15 protein-coding genes are annotated in these 19089 nt (G+C 42.4%); 8 read left to right on the forward strand and 7 right to left on the reverse strand.

What is annotated here, in order from left to right:
- Positions 1 to 22: 22 nt before the first annotated feature.
- Positions 23 to 1762, reverse strand: a complete 1740-nt coding sequence (locus NZ583_00785; protein ID MCS7280154.1) for an amidohydrolase family protein — start codon at positions 1760 to 1762, stop codon at positions 23 to 25.
- A 100-nt stretch (positions 1763 to 1862) separates the two neighbouring features.
- Between NZ583_00785 and NZ583_00790 the strand changes: the two genes are divergently transcribed.
- The 4 genes from NZ583_00790 (at position 1863) to clpB (ending at position 8101) form a co-directional block, all read left to right on the forward strand.
- On the forward strand, positions 1863 to 2873 hold the full coding sequence (locus NZ583_00790) for an MBL fold metallo-hydrolase (protein MCS7280155.1): 1011 nt from the start codon (positions 1863 to 1865) through the stop codon (positions 2871 to 2873).
- Positions 2861 to 4909 carry a molybdopterin-dependent oxidoreductase gene (locus NZ583_00795; protein ID MCS7280156.1) on the forward strand — a complete coding sequence of 683 codons (2049 nt, stop codon included), beginning with the start codon at positions 2861 to 2863 and terminating at the stop codon, positions 4907 to 4909. The genes NZ583_00790 and NZ583_00795 overlap by 13 nt, the downstream gene beginning before the upstream one ends.
- A complete protein-coding gene (locus NZ583_00800) occupies positions 4902 to 5450 on the forward strand; it encodes a pyridoxamine 5'-phosphate oxidase family protein (GenBank protein ID MCS7280157.1) in 549 nt (182 codons plus the stop codon). The genes NZ583_00795 and NZ583_00800 overlap by 8 nt, the downstream gene beginning before the upstream one ends.
- 62 nt (positions 5451 to 5512) lie before the next feature.
- Positions 5513 to 8101 carry an ATP-dependent chaperone ClpB gene (gene clpB, locus NZ583_00805; protein MCS7280158.1) on the forward strand — a complete coding sequence of 863 codons (2589 nt, stop codon included), beginning with the start codon at positions 5513 to 5515 and terminating at the stop codon, positions 8099 to 8101.
- On the opposite strand, the gene NZ583_00810 is transcribed toward clpB, so the two are convergent.
- Together NZ583_00810 and metG are read right to left on the reverse strand one after the other, a co-directional pair.
- Positions 8098 to 9660 (reverse strand): Na/Pi cotransporter family protein, encoded by a 1563-nt coding sequence (locus NZ583_00810; GenBank protein MCS7280159.1) that lies wholly within the window; start codon positions 9658 to 9660, stop codon positions 8098 to 8100. The genes clpB and NZ583_00810 overlap by 4 nt on opposite strands.
- Positions 9661 to 9708: 48 nt before the next feature.
- Positions 9709 to 10038: a methionine--tRNA ligase subunit beta gene (gene metG, locus NZ583_00815; GenBank protein MCS7280160.1), complete on the reverse strand. Its 330-nt coding sequence runs from the start codon at positions 10036 to 10038 to the stop codon at positions 9709 to 9711.
- Positions 10039 to 10174: 136 nt separating this feature from the next.
- Between metG and NZ583_00820 the strand changes: the two genes are divergently transcribed.
- Genes NZ583_00820 through NZ583_00835 form a run of 4 tightly spaced genes read left to right on the forward strand, consistent with a single transcriptional unit; the run spans position 10175 to position 14365 of the window.
- The gene (locus NZ583_00820; GenBank protein ID MCS7280161.1) at positions 10175 to 10804 is read left to right on the forward strand and encodes a cobalamin-dependent protein; all 630 of its coding nucleotides are present in this window, start codon (positions 10175 to 10177) and stop codon (positions 10802 to 10804) included.
- A gap of 1 nt (position 10805) precedes the next feature.
- Positions 10806 to 11654, forward strand: coding sequence for a dihydropteroate synthase (locus tag NZ583_00825; GenBank protein ID MCS7280162.1), 849 nt, complete (start codon positions 10806 to 10808; stop codon positions 11652 to 11654).
- A complete protein-coding gene (locus tag NZ583_00830; protein ID MCS7280163.1) occupies positions 11655 to 12518 on the forward strand; it encodes a hypothetical protein in 864 nt (287 codons plus the stop codon).
- Positions 12515 to 14365, forward strand: a complete 1851-nt coding sequence (locus tag NZ583_00835) for an ASKHA domain-containing protein (protein ID MCS7280164.1) — start codon at positions 12515 to 12517, stop codon at positions 14363 to 14365. The genes NZ583_00830 and NZ583_00835 overlap by 4 nt, the downstream gene beginning before the upstream one ends.
- Here the strand turns inward: NZ583_00835 and NZ583_00840 are convergent.
- The 4 genes from NZ583_00840 to NZ583_00855 are packed head-to-tail and all read right to left on the reverse strand — an operon-like array spanning position 14360 to position 19020.
- Positions 14360 to 15697 carry a uroporphyrinogen decarboxylase gene (locus tag NZ583_00840; protein MCS7280165.1) on the reverse strand — a complete coding sequence of 446 codons (1338 nt, stop codon included), beginning with the start codon at positions 15695 to 15697 and terminating at the stop codon, positions 14360 to 14362. The two genes, NZ583_00835 and NZ583_00840, sit on opposite strands and share 6 nt — an antisense overlap.
- A gap of 27 nt (positions 15698 to 15724) precedes the next feature.
- Positions 15725 to 17074, reverse strand: coding sequence for a phosphoglucosamine mutase (gene glmM / locus NZ583_00845; GenBank protein ID MCS7280166.1), 1350 nt, complete (start codon positions 17072 to 17074; stop codon positions 15725 to 15727).
- 27 nt (positions 17075 to 17101) lie between these two features.
- Positions 17102 to 18340: a UDP-N-acetylglucosamine pyrophosphorylase gene (locus NZ583_00850; protein ID MCS7280167.1), complete on the reverse strand. Its 1239-nt coding sequence runs from the start codon at positions 18338 to 18340 to the stop codon at positions 17102 to 17104.
- Positions 18337 to 19020: a lipid-binding SYLF domain-containing protein gene (locus tag NZ583_00855; protein ID MCS7280168.1), complete on the reverse strand. Its 684-nt coding sequence runs from the start codon at positions 19018 to 19020 to the stop codon at positions 18337 to 18339. The genes NZ583_00850 and NZ583_00855 overlap by 4 nt, the downstream gene beginning before the upstream one ends.
- Positions 19021 to 19089: the final 69 nt, after the last annotated feature.

Here is a 19089-nt window from a genome sequence, read left to right on the forward strand (position 1 = left end):
CTATTCTATTTTTCGGTGATTGTCAATCCACAATAAAGCTTAAAGCCTCTTTTTGTCTTAAATCCACAAGCCCCCTGTCTGATACCCTCAAAAATGGGATTGCCGGGGTTGTGAGCGTTTCAAGTGTCATAATAGGTTTGTTCCATCTTACTCCCCTTTTTTTTGCCTCTCCGTTTATAAAGGAGATCCTTTTTGCAACCTCCTCAAAAGGAAGGTCAGATATGAGAGAGCCTATAGGTAAAGGAAGTTCCTCAACAATACGGCCCTCATCAACTATCACAATGCCTCCCCCAAGTTCTATGATTCTATTTATAGCAATACACAGATCATCGATCCTTACCCCCACGGCCAAAACCCCGTACGCTTCCCAAAGACTGCTTGTCGCCAGTGCGCCGGTCTTCAGTCCGAAACTTTTAATTAGGTAGTTATAGCAACCTTCTGTCGTTACATAAGAAAGCCTAAGTATGTCCTCTTCCGGGTTTGGCGTAAGTTCCCCGTCTTTTGGCACAATCTCTTTTATTGACTCTCTGGTTATAAGATCTGTAACCTGTTCTACCAATCTTACCTTTACCCTTTCCCTTTTCGGTGCCCTAATTATGAGATCTTGGGTTTTTATAAACGGTCGTTTAAATCCCTGAAGCCTAAGAGGCTTTCTCTCTTTAAGACCAATTGAATTACCATTTTCGACAACGATCCTACCGCCCGATATCACTGTTTGTGGCTCTATTTTCGTAAGGCTGGGGCTCACTACTAAATCTGCGTATTTACCAGGCGCTATTCCTCCAAGCACGTTGTCCAGTCCGAAATGGGAAGCGGGATTAAGTGTTACCATTTGGATAGCAGAGACTGGGTCTATCCCATTATCTATTGCCCTACTTACTACGTATTCCATGTATCCCTTACTCAGTATCTCTTCCGGAGACATAAAATCACTAACCAGTATTATCCTTCTTGTGTCTAGTCCAGATCTTTTAAGTTCGGCAAGGCATCCTATATCGCTCCTTACACTTCCTTCCCTCACCATCACATAAAGGCCGAGTCTCAACCTTTCAACAACTTCTTCATAACTTATTGGTTCGTGGCATGAACTAACACCTGTAAAAGCGTAAATTTGCAATTTTTCTCCCTTGCACCCTGCAGAATGGCCTTCTATAGTTTTTCTCATCCTTAAGGCATATGGAGCAAGCCTAAAGAAGAGTTCATGTCCTCTTAGAACTTCTTGCCAGAAACTCTCTCCTAACCCTAAGACATCTTCCCTTTTTAAAAGATTGAGGATCTTCTCAAACTCTGGTGTCCTTTTTTTCGAAGCCTCACTTAACGTTATAAAGACCGGGATTGTAGCAAAGACCTTACAAGGCGCACCTTTTGTGGCCTCCAAATATTCTTCCATCCCTTCTAAATCCACTTTAAATGAAAGATCTAGAAGCTCAGTAACAACTGTAGTTACACCCCTTTTTGCAACTTCGTATAAGATCTCTTGAGGGTGGCAGTAGCTCAGTATATGGGCATGTCCATCTATAAATCCGGGTACGATGTATTTTCCCTCTACATCGAGACACAAGGTTTCCGGTCCAATAACTGAAGATACGTCTTTGTCAACCCGGATTATCCACCTATCTTTTATAGCAACCGAATATCCATTCAATATCTCCTTAGTGTAAACATTGATGAGATTCCCATTTGTTAACACAAGATCGGCATGTCCTTTTTTCAAGTAGGACTCCAAGACCCGTCTCCTATCCATATCCATGAACTGGTCCATCAGAGCCTCCATAAGATCTTTTGAAAAGGCTACTTTCTTTCTTTTTGCCTGTCAACATCTGTTTAAATGGTAAAAAGTAGGTGGTATAATTGTCACGAAAATGTTCTTCGAAGAGATCCAAAAGGAATTCTATCGGCTGGTTATTCCTCTACATATTGACTCTCTCAGATCGGCCAATATTTACGTCATAAAGGGAAAGGATATTTCGCTTATTGTCGACACAGGAATGGGTGATGAGAAGATGTTCCTTGAGCTACTATCCTCACTAGATTCGATTGGGGTGAGCCTTGAGAGATCTCTTGTTGCGGTTACCCATTTTCACATAGACCACTTCGGTTTTGTAAGGAAAATGCAAAATTTTGGGGCAAGGTTCCTATTAAGTAGAAAGGACTGGGAGAAAGCAAAAAGAATCAGATCACAAACCCTCAAAGAAGAGGTCTATTCTTTCCTTTCCCTCTCTGGATTTCCACAGGACGAACAAAAAATCTCTTTCTTTGAGGATGTGGACGAAATATACGAGGTAGAGGAAAATAGGTGCGTCGAATTCGCATTCCACGGTCAAAGGATCGTTATAGGAAATTACGAATTTTTAGTTTTTTTTACACCGGGCCACACACCTGGCCATCTTACCCTCTTTGAGGTAAAAACCGGCTATTACCTCTCTGGCGATCACATTCTAAGGGAAATATCTCCGACACTCCAAGCGAGAAAGCCAGAAGATGACCCCTTGAAAGAGTACTTTAAGAGTCTTCACTCTGTATCCAAACTCCCCATAAGCAGGGTTCTTCCTTCCCACGGTGATCCCTTCCATAACGCAAGGGAAAGGATTGCGGAACTCTTTGCCCACCACAGAAGAAGGCTTGCTGAGATTATATCCCTTATCGAGCGCGGAACTAAAACTATCTATGAACTGGCATCCAAGATGGATTGGGATTCACCTACAGGCGATTTTTACGAGCTTCCAATAAAACACAAGATTTTTGCCATGGGAGAAGCCCTCGCTCATACAAATTACTTAAAGAACAAAGGTAGGATAAAGTATTTCTTTCATCCAAAAGGAACGATTCAAATGTCACTTAATTTGGAGGTAAAAAGGCGGTGCCTAAGGTAAGAAGTGTCTGCAATCTCTGTCCATCCCTTTGTGGATTAGAGATAGAAGTTGATGGGGGAAAAATCTTAAGGCTCAAAGGTGACAAAAACTCGCCAATAAGTCGCGGTTTTTTATGCAGGAAGGGAAAAGCGCTTCTCGAGTACGCAGCTTGCAAAGAAAGGATCCTCCACCCTTTAAAGAGAGTGGACAAGGCAGGTTCCATCTTCTGGGAGAGGATCTCTTGGGATGAGGCCTTTGATATCATAGTTTCGGAACTTAAAAGGGTAAGATCGGATTACGGTCCAGAGTCTGTCCTTTTTATAAGGGGGGCAGCTTCAGGCTTAGCTGACATATTGCTTACGAGACTTGCTTATGCTTTCGGTTCACCTAATGTAACATCTATGGGTTTTCTCTGCTTTATGCCTAGGGTTTACGCGTCATATGCCACATTCGGTTCGTTTTTATTGCCTGATTACGATCATCCGCCAAAGACAATAGTTCTTTGGGGTATCAACCCCTACGCAACTTATCCATACATTCACCAAAAAGTATTATCTGCAAAAAGAAGGGGTTCAAAAATAATAATAATAGATCCTTTCGAGACGCACTTAGTAAAGATTGCGGATCTCTGGCTTAAACTGAGACCAGGTTCTGATCTTCTTTTGTGCTTAAGTATGCTTTACGTTGTTATAAATGAAAATCTTTACGACAGAACGTTTGTCGAGAGATGGACTTACGGATTCGACAAATTGAAAGACTTCGTGATGAAGTTCCCACCTGAGAAGACAGAGAGGTACACGTACGTAAAACCACACGAAATCAGAGCATTTCTAGAAATTTACATCCAAAATCGACCAGCATCGATCGTTGAGGGAAATGCCCTCGATCAAGGAGTAAATCCTTTTTTGACCCTAAGGGCCATATACGTTCTTGAAGCGATCTCTGGAAATATTGGGGTTCCGGGAGGAAAGATAAGATATAAAAACCCGAATGTAGTAAAAAAGTACGGTCCTTCCTTCACCCTAAGAAACCTTTTGCCAAAAGATGCCAAAGGCATAGGATATGAACTACTTGCTCCATTCGTACATTACGCTCTTCCCCAGGCAGTCGTAAAATCTTTAATCGAGGGGAGTGATAACAGTCCCAAAGCCGCCTTCGTAATGAGGGGAAATGTTGTCCTTACTTGGCCAGATACAAAAAAAACTTTGGAGGCCCTAAAAAGACTTAAGTTTTTGTTCGTCTCTGACCAGTTCCTAACACCGACTTCAGCTTTGGCAAATGTAATACTTCCTGCGGCTACTTGTCTTGAGTATGATTCGATATGTCTTTCTCCGGACTTTCCTTTTCTCGTGCATGCCCAAAGGAAAGTTGTGGAATTCGGTGAAGCAAAATCAGATCTCTGGATAATAAATGAGCTGGGAAAGAGGCTCGGTCTTCAAGAATACTTCTTTGAAGACGAATATGCGCTATTTGATGAAATTTTAAAGGATGACGGACTTACCTTCGAAGAATTAAAAAAGAAAAACCTAATTACTGGCGAAAAAGAGTACATGTTTTTCGAAAAAGACGGATTCAATACCGAATCTAGAAAAGTAGAGATCTATTCGGAAAGTCTAAAGTCATATGGCTACGATCCCCTCTTTGATTTTGACGACTCTGTTTTTGAACAAGATGACCATTTTCCCTATGTTCTTACGAGCTATAAACCTAGAGATTTCAGGCACACAAACTTTAGACAGATCGAATCAATAAGAAAGAGAAACCCCTATCCAAACGTCTTTTTGAACAGTAAAACCGCAAAAAAACTAGGAATAAAGGAGAACCAATGGGTCTTTGTGAGCACAAAAACCGGCCAGATTAAGGGATTAGCAAAGTTAATGGATAGAATTCATGAGACTCTTGTTGTTGTCGAACACGGCTGGTGGCTCCCTGAGGATGAAGACTCATACCTTGAATTGAACATAAACGTTCTCACATCCATCGAAAATACTTGGAGGATTACTGGATCCCCAATGCTTAGGGGTATACCTTGCAACGTAAGACACAAAGATGAATGAAAAAGAGATATTGGAGTTAAAAAGGATAGCCCTAAAGTACATTGAGAGCCATAATACAATGACTATTGCCACATGTAAAGACAACGTTCCTTGGGCCGCCGATGTATTTTACGCAAGCTCTGGTTTCAGACTCTATTTCATTTCAAACCCTCAAGTTGCAATCCATTGCAAAAACATAGCGGCAAATCCTATAGTTTCGGTTGCAATAAGCGAGGATTACAAATTAAAGGGATTTTCGGACTGGAAAAGGATAAAGGGTATTCAGATGGAAGGTCTTGCAGAAATGCTTGAACTGGAAAATGAGATAAAAGAAGCACTGGAAATCTACATCAAAAAGTATCCTTTCACTTCCCCCTACCTTAAAAAGCTCTTTCTGTATGAAGAATACACACCCTTGGAAAAACTTCTTATGCGCCTCAAGATCCTCCCAACTTTTACGCCTTCAAAAGAGAACAGGTTCTTTAAAGTGACCCCAAAAAGGCTGTTTCTCGTAGACAACAAAAGAAGCTTTGAAAAAAGGATCGAGATTCCACTTGAGTGAACGTTGAAACCGACTTTTAAGTGATTATATTAGAAGTACCGAAATTTTTTCGGAGGATAAAAATGAACTGGGATAAACTGACGATCAAAGCACAAGAGGCCATAAGTTCCGCCCAGAGAAAGGCGGAGTCTTTAAACCATCAGATGATCGAAAACGAGCACCTTCTCTACTCCTTGATCACACAGAAAGATGGGATAGTAAAGCCGCTCCTAGAGAGGCTCGGAGCGAATCTCAATGTGATACTTAATGAGTTAGAGAGGGAGCTCGCAAAGATACCTTCCGTTGAAGGACCGGTGCAGATCTATATATCCCCAAGTCTAAAACACGCCTTAAGTTATGCCTTCGATGAGGCGGAAAGGCTAAAAGACGAGTATGTGAGCACAGAACACCTCTTAATCGGGATTACCGAGTCAAAAGAAAGCCCATCCCATAGGATACTCAAAAGCTTAGGCGTAACTAAAGAATCTATATACTCGGTCCTCAAAGAGATAAGGGGGAGCCAAAGGGTCGTCGACCAATCTCCAGAAGATAAGTACAGAGCTTTAGAAAGGTACTGTAGAGACTTAACGGAAGAGGCAAGGAAAGGAAAACTCGATCCTGTAATCGGCAGAGACGAAGAGATAAGGAGGGTCATGCAGGTCCTATCCAGAAGAACGAAGAACAATCCCGTGCTAATTGGAGAACCCGGAGTTGGAAAGACTGCCATAGTTGAGGGTCTGGCACAAAGAATAGTGAAGGGGGATGTACCTGAAACGCTAAGAAACAAGAAGGTTTTAGCTTTGGATATGGGTGCACTACTTGCGGGTGCCAAGTACAGGGGGGAGTTTGAGGATAGACTTAAGGCGGTTCTCAAAGAGATAGAGGATGCAGAAGGTTCCATAATCCTCTTTATAGATGAGCTACATACAATCGTCGGTGCGGGAGGTGCTCAAGGAGCCATAGACGCTTCAAATATGCTAAAACCGGCTCTCGCGAGAGGAGAACTCCGCTGTATTGGAGCCACAACACTCGATGAGTATAGAAAGTACATTGAGAAAGACGCTGCACTAGAGAGGAGATTCCAACCTGTATACGTACGGGAGCCTAATGTGGAGGAGACTATAGCGATACTTAGAGGATTAAAGGAACGTTATGAAATTCATCACGGCGTAAGAATTAAGGACTCGGCTATAATTGCGGCCGCAACCTTATCCCACAGATACATCACCGACAGGTTCTTGCCCGATAAAGCCATAGACTTAATAGATGAGGCGGCATCGAAATTGAGAATGGAAATTGATAGCGTTCCAACAGAGATAGACGAGATTGAAAGGAAGATCATGCAAATTCAGATAGAGATAGAGGCTTTAAAGAAAGAAAAGGATGAAGCATCTATAGAAAGAAGGGAGAAACTGGAAAAAGAACTCTTTGATTTAAAAAGGGATGTGGAAGAAAAAAGGAGGCACTGGGAAAAAGAAAAGGCTTTAATAACCGACATCAGGCTAATAAAGGAAAAGATAGAGAACGCGCGAATTAAGGCAGAAGAGTTCGAGAGAAAAGGTGATTTTGAGAAGGTTGCGGAGATAAGATACGGGATTATTGTGGGTCTGGAGAAAGAACTTAAGGAAAAGAACGAAGAGCTCCAAAATTTGCAGAAAAAAAGAAAGATGCTCAAAGAAGAAGTCGATGAGGAGGATATAGCGAAAGTTGTATCCAAATGGACCGGAATTCCTGTAAGCAAGATGTTGGAAGGAGAAATAGAAAAACTTGTGAAAATGGAGGAGAGACTCCATGAGAGAATAGTCGGTCAGGATGAGGCAATTCGGGCTGTCTCAGATACCATCCGGAGAGCAAGGGCCGGATTACAGGATCCCAATAGACCTTTAGGTTCCTTTCTCTTTCTCGGTCCAACGGGGGTTGGGAAAACTGAGCTTGCAAAAGCTCTTGCGGAATTTCTATTCGACAATGAGCAGGCAATCGTGAGAATCGACATGAGTGAATACATGGAGAAACACTCCGTTGCGAGATTGATTGGAGCTCCCCCAGGCTATGTGGGATATGAAGAGGGAGGCTACTTAACAGAAGCCATAAGGAGGAGACCTTACTCCATAGTCCTCCTTGATGAAGTTGAGAAAGCCCATCCTGACGTCTTCAACGTGCTTCTTCAGGTTCTCGATGAAGGAAGACTCACCGACGGAAAGGGTAGGACCGTTGACTTTAAAAACACGGTTATAATTATGACTTCCAATATCGGAAGCCAGTGGATAAGCGAGATCGGCCCGAAAAATTACGAAGAGATGAAAAGGAGGGTCAATGAGGCCTTAAAGATCCAGTTTAAACCCGAGTTTTTAAATAGGATCGACGAGATAATAATCTTTAGGAGTCTTACAAAAGACGACATAAAGGCTATAGTGAAATTGCAGCTTAAGGCTTTAAATAGAAGGGCCAAAGAGAGAGGGATAGAACTTATATTTTCTGAAAACCTAGAGAATATGCTTGCCACACACGGTTACGATCCCGCATATGGAGCAAGACCACTTAAGAGGTTGATCCAAAAGAGGATAGAGAACGAACTTGCTCTCCAAATGTTAAAAGGGGAAATAAAGGAAGGTGATAAGGTTCTCGTAGATGTCACACCTTCACAAGAAATTGTGTTTAGGCAAGTATCTTAACTTAGTGTGCGGAGTCCTTCGCACATAGATTTTATGTGTCTTATGACTCCTTCCAGGTTTATTAAGATGTCCACGTAGAGAGGTCCTGCCTCCCGTAGGCAGATTTTACAGTAGAATCTTTCGAGATGGTTTGAAAAAGCCTCTTTTATCTCTTTTTGTACTACTTCTGTCTTTTTCGTTAATTCCTCTATATCTTCGATTTTGGGATCTTGGAGAAGATTTCGCGCACTTTTTAGCCCCATTAGTACCTTTTTTGAGATCGATTCAAGTTCTTTCTGGGCCGCATCCGAAAAATAGGTTTTTTTATCTCTTTTAATCTTTGCAATCTCCGAGATGTTTTGGGCATGATCGGCTATCCTCTCGATATCATGGACTATAGAAGTATAAACGAAGAGTCTCCTCGATTGATATTCTGTCATCTCAAAACATGAAATCTGCCAAAGGTATTTCAATATCTCTGTTTGCAGATTGTCCACGATGAGTTCCACGTAATTTATCCCACGCTCCAAAGACTTTTTGAACCCATATAGAAGCTTGAGACCGTCTTCTACCATGCTTTCTGCAAGCTCCGTCATTCTTAATAACTCTTTTTTCACGCAAAGAAGTGCCTCATCTGGGCTTCCAAGACAACTCTTTTCAAGATACTCGGGAAAGATGGAGAGAACCCTCCCTCTTTTCGGAATCAACTTTTCAAGGCCATGTACGAGTGAGTCGATAAAGGGGTAAAAGACTATTGCAACTAAGAGATTGAAAAGAATATGGCTTAGAGCTATCTTCTGTGGAAGTTCAAAGGGAATAGACCTCAAAAGATCGTAAAAATGAGAACTAAAAATAGAAACCAAAAGAATACCGGTTCCCTTAAACAAAAACTGGCCCAAAGCCACTTTTTTACCTTCCGGACCTCCAGAGAGACTTCCAATTAATGGCGTCCCCACCACTCCCAAATTAGCCCCAAGCACGCAAAAGATTGCAGATTCTAGAACTATCATTTCCTTCTGAGCCATAATTATGACCATAGTTATAGGAACAGCCGAGGACTGGGCAAAAAAGGCAAATAAAAAGCTAACGAAGAATGCCGTAAATCTGTGTCTTTCACTGATAACAGTATTCGAAAATATTGGGCTTTCCCTCAAAAGCTCAGAACCCATCGAAACCGTAAGAATTCCGAAAAGGAGAAGTCCAAAATAAAAGAGTCCTTCCCCTATTCTTCTCAATCTTTCATTCTCAAAAACGAAAAGTACAAAACCAGTAAGAAGGATTAAGGGGGATAACTTGGGTATTCTCCAGACGACAAGCTGGGCTGTGATTGTGCTACCGATGTCCGCGCCTAAAATCATGGGTAAAGCTCCTTTCACACTTAAAAGACCCGCGTTAACCAGGCTTAGTGCGACAAACGTCGCAGCCCCGCTACTTTGAAAGAGAATTGTAACGCAAAGACCAAAAATAAGCCCGTTTAACTTTTTTTGTACGGAAAATCTTATGTACTCCTTTATCCTACTCCCGATCGCAAGCTGGAGTAGCCTACTTAGCATCGAAAGACCAAAAAGGAAGAGTGCCACTCCTCCAAAAAATAGACCAAAAGTGTAAAGCATAATGTTTCAAACTAACTATGAGACTTTAGTTCCAGGGGGTACCTCTCTATCAACCGTCAAAATAGAGACAATACTCTTTTCTTCATCTAAAGCCGCAAGGAGCATCCCTTCCGAAAGGACACCCCGAAGCCTTTTAGGCTCTAAGTTTTTGAGTACAACAATCGTCTTTCCAATTAGCTCCTCTTTCTTATAGTATGGCTTTATACCAGCCACAATCACTCTTTCCTCTCCAATATCTACCGTTATCTTATAGAGTCTATCCGATCCCTTTATTTCTTCGCACATAACTATCTTTCCCACTCTCAGATCGAGTCTTTTGAATTCATCGAAGCTCACGTAGTCCATAACTCCTCCTTCTTAAGGGTCTTTGAAAAAGTATAATTACAACTTTTATCCCGTTTTTTTAAAGAAAATTTCTTTTGACAATCGGACCGACCGTTCACTATATTTAAGGTCCGTAAACCTAAAAAGGAGGATACGGATGAATGAGGATCTTGTAAGAAAGATGGCAGACCTTATGGAAGATGAGGTTTTAGAGATAGTAAAAACGGAGATAGATAAGGGGACAGACCCTTTTTTAATCTTAGATTCGGCAAGAGCTGCGATGGAGATAGTTGGAGCGAGGTTCGAAAGGGGTGAGTACTTTCTTCCGGATCTCATTATGGCAGGTGAGATACTAAGAGCAGTTTCAGAGCTCGTAAAGCCTCACATAAAGTATGAAAAAGGTAAGGAAAAACTTGGAAAGGTAGTTATAGGGACGGTGGAAGGTGACATTCATGACATAGGAAAAGACATAGTCGTTTTTATGCTAGATGTTAACGGTTACGAGGTTTACGATTTAGGAGTCGATGTTCCACCATCTGTCTTCGTAGAAAAGATAAAAGAAGTAAAACCCCAAGTTGTGGGACTTAGCGGCTTTCTGACCCTTGCCTTCGACTCCATGAAAAGAACGGTTGAGGAGATAAAGAAACATGGATTAAGGGAGAGCGTAAAAATAATGATAGGTGGCGGACAGATAGACGAGAAGGTGAAAGAATACGTGGGTGCTGATGCATATGGAAAGGATGCTGTCGCTGCTGTTACTCTCTGTAGAAAATGGATAGGAGGGTAAAGTGCAAACAAAAGTATTAAGCCCAAAAGGAAAGGAAGTTAAAATAGGGGACCTAAATCCGACAGCCATAATAGGAGAAAGAATTAACCCTTTTGGAAAATCGCAAATTAAGGAGGCGTTAGAGAAAAAAGACATAACCCCCATTTTAAAAATAGCCGAAGAGCAGATATCGGATGGTGCGGACATCCTAAATATAAATGTTGGAGCCTTTGGGATAGACGAAAGAGAACTATTACCTTTTGTAGTGGAAAAGATAGTCGAAAGATTCGATGTTCCCCTCTGTTTAGAAAGTAGAAACAAAGAGGCTTTGAAAAGAACTTTAGAGCTTGGGCTTGGAAAACCGATAATAAATTCCGTACCTGGTGAAACTTCCGTCATTGAGTCCGTTTTCCCTCTTGTCAAAGAGTATAAAACTGCAGTTGTCATAATCGCTTCTGATGGAAGGGGTATACCAAAAGAGCCAGAACGGAGATTAGAAATAGTGGGGTCTATTCTTGAAGAAGCACAAAAATATGGGATCGACAAAGAGGATATAATAGTTGACTCCATAGTGGAATCCGTAGCTTTGAGTACGACTGCAGCTCATAATACTTTAAAAACAATGGCGGATGTAAGGTCCAGATGGGGACTAAATTTGATTCTCGGAGCGAGTAACATCTCTTTTGGGCTTCCCATGAGAAATTTCATCAATATAGTATTTCTTTCGGCTGCTGTTCTTTTTGGTTTAAGCTGCGTTATCACCAATCCAAAAATACTCAAACCATACATAATGGCGGCTGATCTAATCGCTGGGAAGGATCATCTTGCGCGCAGGTACACTGCCTACATGAAAGGCTTAAAAACGAAGTAGATGACGGAGAAAAAGGAGCTTGTAAGGAAGGCTCTTAGCTTTTCTTGCGAGCCCCTTCCTCGGCTTCCAAAAGGAGAACTCTTTATATTCGATGAATTTCTGGATAGTTTCGTCCCTGAAAAGCTAGGACTTGGAGAAAGAATTGCAAGACTTTCATGGAATCTGGGACTCGATCTCGTCCCTTTTTCATATGACCGATTGGACTCTTTGGATACGACCGACCTAAAGATCCTTTCAGAATTTTTTTTAGTTCTTAACATACCTGGTCCATTCTCGTATTCTGTTTCGCAAAAAGGTTATCTTGAGACTTTAAAGATCCTCGGTAGGGATCCTAAAAGGTTTTTACTTCTGGTTGAAGAACATCTCTTTAGGGTTTTGAGCGATCTACCAAAAATAAAAGAGAAAGGTTTCGACGGAATTTCAATAGTCGATGATATAGCCGGAACTTCAGGTCTTTTATTCTCTTTTAGAATTTTCGATTCCATGATTAAACCTTTTCTTGAGAAAGTAACCATGTGTGCCAAATCCGAGGGGCTTTACGTTTTTTTCCACTCTGATGGATACGTAGAAGAAATCCTTCCTTTCTTGGTGGAGCTTAAAATCGATTGTCTTTCCACTTGGGACCAGCAGGCCCACATGGACATATACGCCCATAAGGATAGGTTTTTTGGAAATGTCTCTTTCATGGGAACAATTGACCTTCTAAGTTGGGACGAAAAAAAGATAATTGAGGAGATAAAACGTGAGGAAGCCGAATTTTCTTCTGGTGGATTGATCCTCGGTTCTTCTTTAGGTCTCTCAAAGGAGATACCAATCGGGAAACTCTCTCTCCTTTATCCAAAGATTAAACATCACATAAGATGAGTAGAATTACGATCACAATCTATCCCTGGGGTAGAAAGATCAGGGCCCGAAAAGGAGAGAATCTTTTGGATATCCTACGAAGGGCAAATATATACATAGAATCCTACTGCGGAGGCGCAGGAACTTGTGGAAAATGTAAAGTGAGAGTTCTCAATGGGGATTCTCTTTCAGAAGTAACAGAAGAGGAAAGAAGACTTTTGGGAAACGACGAACTAAGATCCGGCCAAAGACTCTCATGTAAAGCAAAAGTATTTAGTGACATGGCTTTGTACGTCCCTTATGAATTTGTCAATCACTATCCCTACACAAAGAAGGAAAAGTTCAATATCAAATCTAACCTAATTCCGGCGGTCAAATCTTTTAGACTTAAACTTTCTCCTCCGACTATCGACGACCCGAAATCGGACATGGAAAGGATATGTGAGTCTTTAAGTTCACTTTACGGAGTCCGAGTCTCGAGGGTTGACCCAATTTGTCTAGTTGATGCCCCAGTTGTTATACGAAAGTACAACTGGGATGTCGAAATCTGCGTGTGGATGGAAGAAGAGATAATAGCTGTAAGACCACCTTTCGGGAAAGGTCTTTATGGACTTGCCATAGATATCGGAACGACTCAGCTTGGTATGTATATTGTAGATCTAAAATGTGGCGAGATAGTAAGTTCTGGTTCAATTCTAAATCCACAGGTAAGATTTGGAGAGGATCTGATAACGAGACTAAATTACATCGTGAAGAAGGGAAAGAAGGGGCTTTTTGAGATGAACCGGGTTCTTGTAGAAGGCCTAAATGGCCTTATAGATCGGCTCGTAAAAGAAGCAAATATATCAAGAAGTGAAATCATGGATGTTGTGGCAGTGGGAAATACGCTTATGCACCACGTATTTTTCAAAATAAATCCTCAGTCGCTAGCCATATCTCCTTTCGTACCCCATATTTGCTTCCCCTTCAATATTAAGGCCAGAGAGCTAGATCTCCAAGTTGCAGATACTGCTTACGTTCATTCTGTTCCTCTAAAAGCCGGATTTGTGGGGTCTGACACAATATCCTCTATCACCGCCGTGCTACCAGATCTTAAAGATAAACCCAAGCTCATAATAGATATAGGCACAAACGGGGAGATTGTTTACGGAACGGAAGAGAGACTACTTTGTGCGTCCTGCGCAACAGGCCCAGCCTTCGAAGGCGGTAACATATCGCATGGAATGAGAGCGAGATTAGGAGCGATAGAGAAGGTAAAAATAGAAAGAGATACCCTGAATGTCACATATGGTGTTATCGGTGGCTGTAAACCCGAGGGTATATGCGGTTCAGGGATCATAGATGCGGTCTCCCAACTTTTCCAAGCAGGGCTTCTCGATAGATCAGGTAGATTCATAGAAGAAAGGCCCTGCGAAAGGTTAAGGAAAAAAGGCGAGTTTTTGGAATTCGTAATAGCATGGGGATACGAAACCAAAGACGGGAAAGACATAACCATCACCCAAAAAGACATAAGGAATGTACAGCTTGCGAAGGCAGCTCTTTACGCAGGAGCAAAAATCCTTATTGAGAGGTTTGGAGGTGGAAAACCTGAAAAAGTCTTTGTTGCTGGCTCATTTGGAACCCATATCGATCTTTTGAACGCGTACTTACTTGGCATGTTCCCTATTGTGGGGTTGGACGATATCATTCCTAAAGGAAATCTTGCAGGATTTGGGGCTCTAGTTGCCCTCCTTGACCGGTCGATGAGAAATGAGGCGGAAAAGTTCGCAAAAAAGGTAAAGTACGTTGAACTTTCCGCCTCGAGTGATTTTCGGAGAGAATTTTTCGACGCTTTGTACATACCCCATGCGAAGGACACCTTTTTATGAGAGCCTTCCGTATTCCTTTGCGGCCTCGATCATCGCTCTGATATTTTCTGGTTTTCCCTCGTCAAGGGAAGTTCCGCTTGTAAGAACAAACCCCCCATCCCTGCCTACCTTCTCGATAAGATCTTTACAGTAAGATTTGATCTCTTCTGGAGTCCCAGTTAAAAGGAGACCTGCTGGAATATTGCCTCCTATGCATACCCGATCTTTGAGCACTTTTTTGGCCTTTTCCATGTCAGTTCTGTCGAAATGGCAGAAACAAGACTTCTCCGGAAGTTCCTTTAAATAGTCGAGTCTCGTGTTATACGCACCTTCTACGAAGAGGTAAGGCACGCACCCTTCCTTTACAAGTCCATAAACCGTCTCAAGGAGTGAAGGCCAGTAGAATTTGCGGAACTGCTCATCGGACATAAATCCGTCAGCTCCTTTGTGGAGGGGAATGAATACAAAAGGAACACCACTCTGATTGACACCCCGAACACCCTGGTTTATGGCAAGAGGGGTGAGCCTCTCTACGGCCTTTAAGATCAATTCCGGTCTCCTGTAGAGGTCTATCATTATCTTTCTCGTACCCCTTAGAGTGTCACCGAGTATATCGAACGGAGCCTTCGTTGTTCCTCCCACAATCGGCGGATACCCCATGCTTACAATCTCCATCCCACAAAGTCTCATCTTCTGGATCCACTCGAGAGCCAGTTTTCCAGCCTCAATGAGCCTATTTAGTCCGTCCGCAACTAGCGGATTGGAAAAGGGTACGAAATGGGGAGAAACGATCACTATCTCCCATAAATCTGTAAATGGAGGGATGTCCTTTAGGCCATCGAAAGCTCCAAACATTCTCGGAAGCAGCTTTCTTAACCAGAAATCCGTAGGGTCATCGATTAGGTCCTTGTACTCATCATCCCGCATGTACTCCGCTTCCACATACTGGTAACCCACCTCTTTGGATACACCCCTTCCCGGCCATCTGTACTGTTTGTAATCGAGTGCTTCAAGAACCCTCCCGGAACCTATAGATAGGGGAGTTAGGGCGTAGTCCGGTTTGTATTCCTCATGGAATTTTATGTGGGCATCCACGATCTTTTCGTAATCGTACATGGCTTCATAAGGGGTAAGCCTGTAAAGGGAGGCTACAAGAAAGGTTCCTCTGACAAGCACAGGCACTCTATCGGGGATCTTTTCCATCGTTAAACAGTCGATAAATCTTTGGCAGGAAGCCCTATACATCTCTTCCGCCTCTTCGTTTTTGAATTTCACGTTATCAGCCCTCTGCCATCTCTTCAATCTTTCTGAGAGCTTTTCTTGCCAAGACATGGATGACAAGTTTTTCTCCATAGTTCACCTCTCTATTTGATCCGTTTTTCAGCTTAAATGTTTTTTTGCAACTTCTGCTATTGCATGGCAGTATCCTTCGACCTTCTCCATATCGGGCCCCTCGACCATTATCCTTAGGAGGTTTTGGGTACCGGAATACCTCACAAGAACCCTGCCTTCGTCTTTTAACTCCTTTTTTACCTTTTCTACCGCGCAAAGCACTTCAGGAACGGTATCTAAGCTTCTCTTTTCCCTTACCTCCACGTTCATAATTTTCTGAGGATAAACCTCCATAAGCTTAGAGAGTTCTGAAAGTCTTTTATTTGTCTTAAGCATAACAGAAATTAGCTGTAGGGCGGTAATTATCCCATCCCCTGTTGTGTGGTGTTCCAAAAAGATGGTATGACCAGACTCCTCTCCTCCGAGAACCGAGCCCAGTCTTAACATATCTTCGAGAACGTACCTGTCACCGACTCGGGTAAGGTGGTAATTGATACCGTATCTATTACAGGCCTTGCAGAATCCGAAGTTACTCATCACCGTTGCGACTATAAGGTTATTTTTGAGACGGTTTTCGTCTTTTAACGTCTTCCCGCATATGATGAGAACCTGATCTCCCGTAAGAATATTCCCTTTCTCATCCACAGCGATTAAACGATCCCCATCTCCATCAAAAGCCAAACCGATATCTGCACCGGTCTCTAAGACTTTTTTTCTTAGGCCTTCCGGGTACAGAGAACCACACTGATCGTTGATATTAAGACCGTTCGGTGTGTTGTTTATCACGTAAGTTTCGGCTCCAAGTTCGAAAAATACCTCAGGCGCCACTCTATACGCCGCTCCATGGGCAGTATCGAGTACTACTTTTAGGTTCTCCATAGATAGTTCCCTTGGAAAAGTGTTTTTGAGAAAGACTATGTACCTTCCGTGGGCATCTTCTAACCTAAATGCTTGTCCCATATCTTTCGGTTTTGGAAGGAAACTTGCAAGTTTCTTTTGCAAAACCAGATCCTCGATCATCTCTTCCTGTCCGTCAGAGAGTTTAAAGCCATCCCTTCCAAAGATCTTTATGCCATTGTCCTCGTACGGATTATGGGAAGCGGAGACAACGATTCCTGCATCAGCCCTCATGCTTTGGGTTAAAAACGCAACAGCCGGTGTTGGTAAAACTCCTACAAGATAAGGATTTCCCCCCATGGATGTTATACCTGCCTCCAGTGAGCTTTCTAGCATATATCCCGAGATCCTTGTGTCCTTGCCTATGATTATTCTCGGTTTATGCCCTTCTTTTTTGAAAAGGTGGGTGACTGCCTGACCCACAAGGAATGCTGTCTCCGCATCCATGGGGTATCTGTTCGCTTCTCCCCGGATTCCGTCAGTGCCAAAAAGTTGACCCATCCTTACAACCCTCCATGGAGATTGGGTTTAAGTTCTAAACCTAGTCAGTATTCCGAAAGAGGGAAGGACCTTGTCTACTTGAAGTAGGTAATTTTCTATCACACCGGTGAGCCATCTCACTCCCCAAGAGACCGACTCCTCATTGAGACTCTTTATCGATTGAACGTATTCAAGGCCAGATTCGCAAAAACTTAGTATCCTCTCCTTGAACTTTTCTTTAAGTTCAGAAGAATTCTTTTGTGTATCTTCATCCAAAAAGATCTCATCGATTCTTCTCATTCCTTCTTTTAGCTCCACCTCTTCCGTTTTTCTAAAAGATAGGTTAAAGACAAGTTCATTCAACCTTTTTAGCCTTTCTTTCACTGAAATGTCGACGGTTTCGATAAGCCCTTCGTATATCCATTCACCGAATTCCTCTTTTTTTAGAAATTCGAATCTCACATGCCTATACCATTCTTTCAGGGCTTTAAGATTTGAAAGATAAATTACATTATTCGCCACAATTCTCTTTAAGTCAGGATAAAGGCTGCGTCGGAAATCTAAAATCTGATCCTTCCCTTTTTTGGCCATGATCAACTTATTCTCGTCAAGGTAATCTTTCCTCAATATGGACCCCGCGGCAACGACGTTTCCGTAGCCTAGCCTGATCGGTCCTACAGCACCACCCTGCCCACCAAGAAATATGGGTGGCTCCCGGAGCATAACTCCCCTCGGTACATCTCCAAAAAGGGATGGTGTGGCTTTATCGTAATGGGGCGTAAAATTAAAATGGACATATGAACTTCCAACCTCCGAATGCTCCTTTCTACTCCTTCCGCCTGCAATCAAACAGTCACAGAAATTGATAAGACTCCCAAGGGTAACAAAAGGAAAAAGAATGGTCTGTTTTAGACCGCACGAGTGGGCACATGAAGCTTCCTCCTCAAATATGCATCCCTCCCTTACGTGAGATCCATAACCGGCCACAGATTTTTGCAGAAAAACAGAGTTTTCAAAAAAGCCACTCTTTAATTCAACATGTGGTCCGACTCTTACGTCAAGGATGGTCACCGGTCCTTCTGTTCCTATTCGTGATCCTTTGGATATAACAGTTTTCTTTCCATGTATCCTGCAGTTGGGATAGATAGTAACATCATCTCCAGATATCCTGCCTAGGTCTACCTCCTCTCCCACATACACACTTTGTGGATTTAAAACTTTAACACCCTTCTCCATTAGTATCTTTACCCTTTTTAATGAGCTATCGAGTTCTAAGTTCCAACTCATTGTCCCTTAATCCCTTTCACCACGTTTGTAAAACGTTTCGAATCATCCTTTCTTACGGCTTTTGTAACCAAAATGTCGATGGGGGTAACTTCCCGTCCATAATATGCCCTGTTTAGATCTCCCCTTACCTTTATGACACCGCCATCTAAAGAGAGGCCTCCGAAAAGCCCTTTCGAGGTGTAGTACGCCAAAACATCGGCACTTAAATTTGCAGACCCGGCCTTTGCCCCTCCTCCTTTTGGCCCTATCGCAATTCCAAGATCGAGCCCAATTTTAACATTCGTTGCAAGCATTGCGCTCAAACCTCTCTGCGTCATAAAGAGCAAAAGGACCTCAGAGATAGATCCACCCGCCTGAAGTCCAAAGCTAAGCCCCCCTAGAGTGTAAAATGCGGGACCAATGTAGTTTTTCTCTTTGTCGTCCCACACAAGGAATACCCCATTTCCTCCTGAGACTCCAAAGACGAAAGCGCCCCTCATAAGCTCAGGACAGATAAAAACACCTTTTGAATTTGAAACTAGCTTTCTAAAGGTCTCTTCCTGCCTTTCTTTTAAGAATCTTTCGAAAGAGAGTAAAGAAAGCTCAACAAGCCTTTGAGCATCGTAGGAAGGCTCTGCCTTTGTTCTTCCTGCGATAAAAAGAGATGTAACAAGAATCAAATAAAGGGTGATCCTTTTCATGACGAAATCATATAAAAATCGCCTATTAGTGTCAACCTTAGGCTAAGTAGGCCGTTTGAAAATGAAAAG

The sequence above is a fragment of the Thermodesulfobacteriota bacterium genome (assembly GCA_025062045.1).
Taxonomy (GTDB): Bacteria; Desulfobacterota; Syntrophorhabdia; order Syntrophorhabdales; family JANXAF01; genus JANXAF01.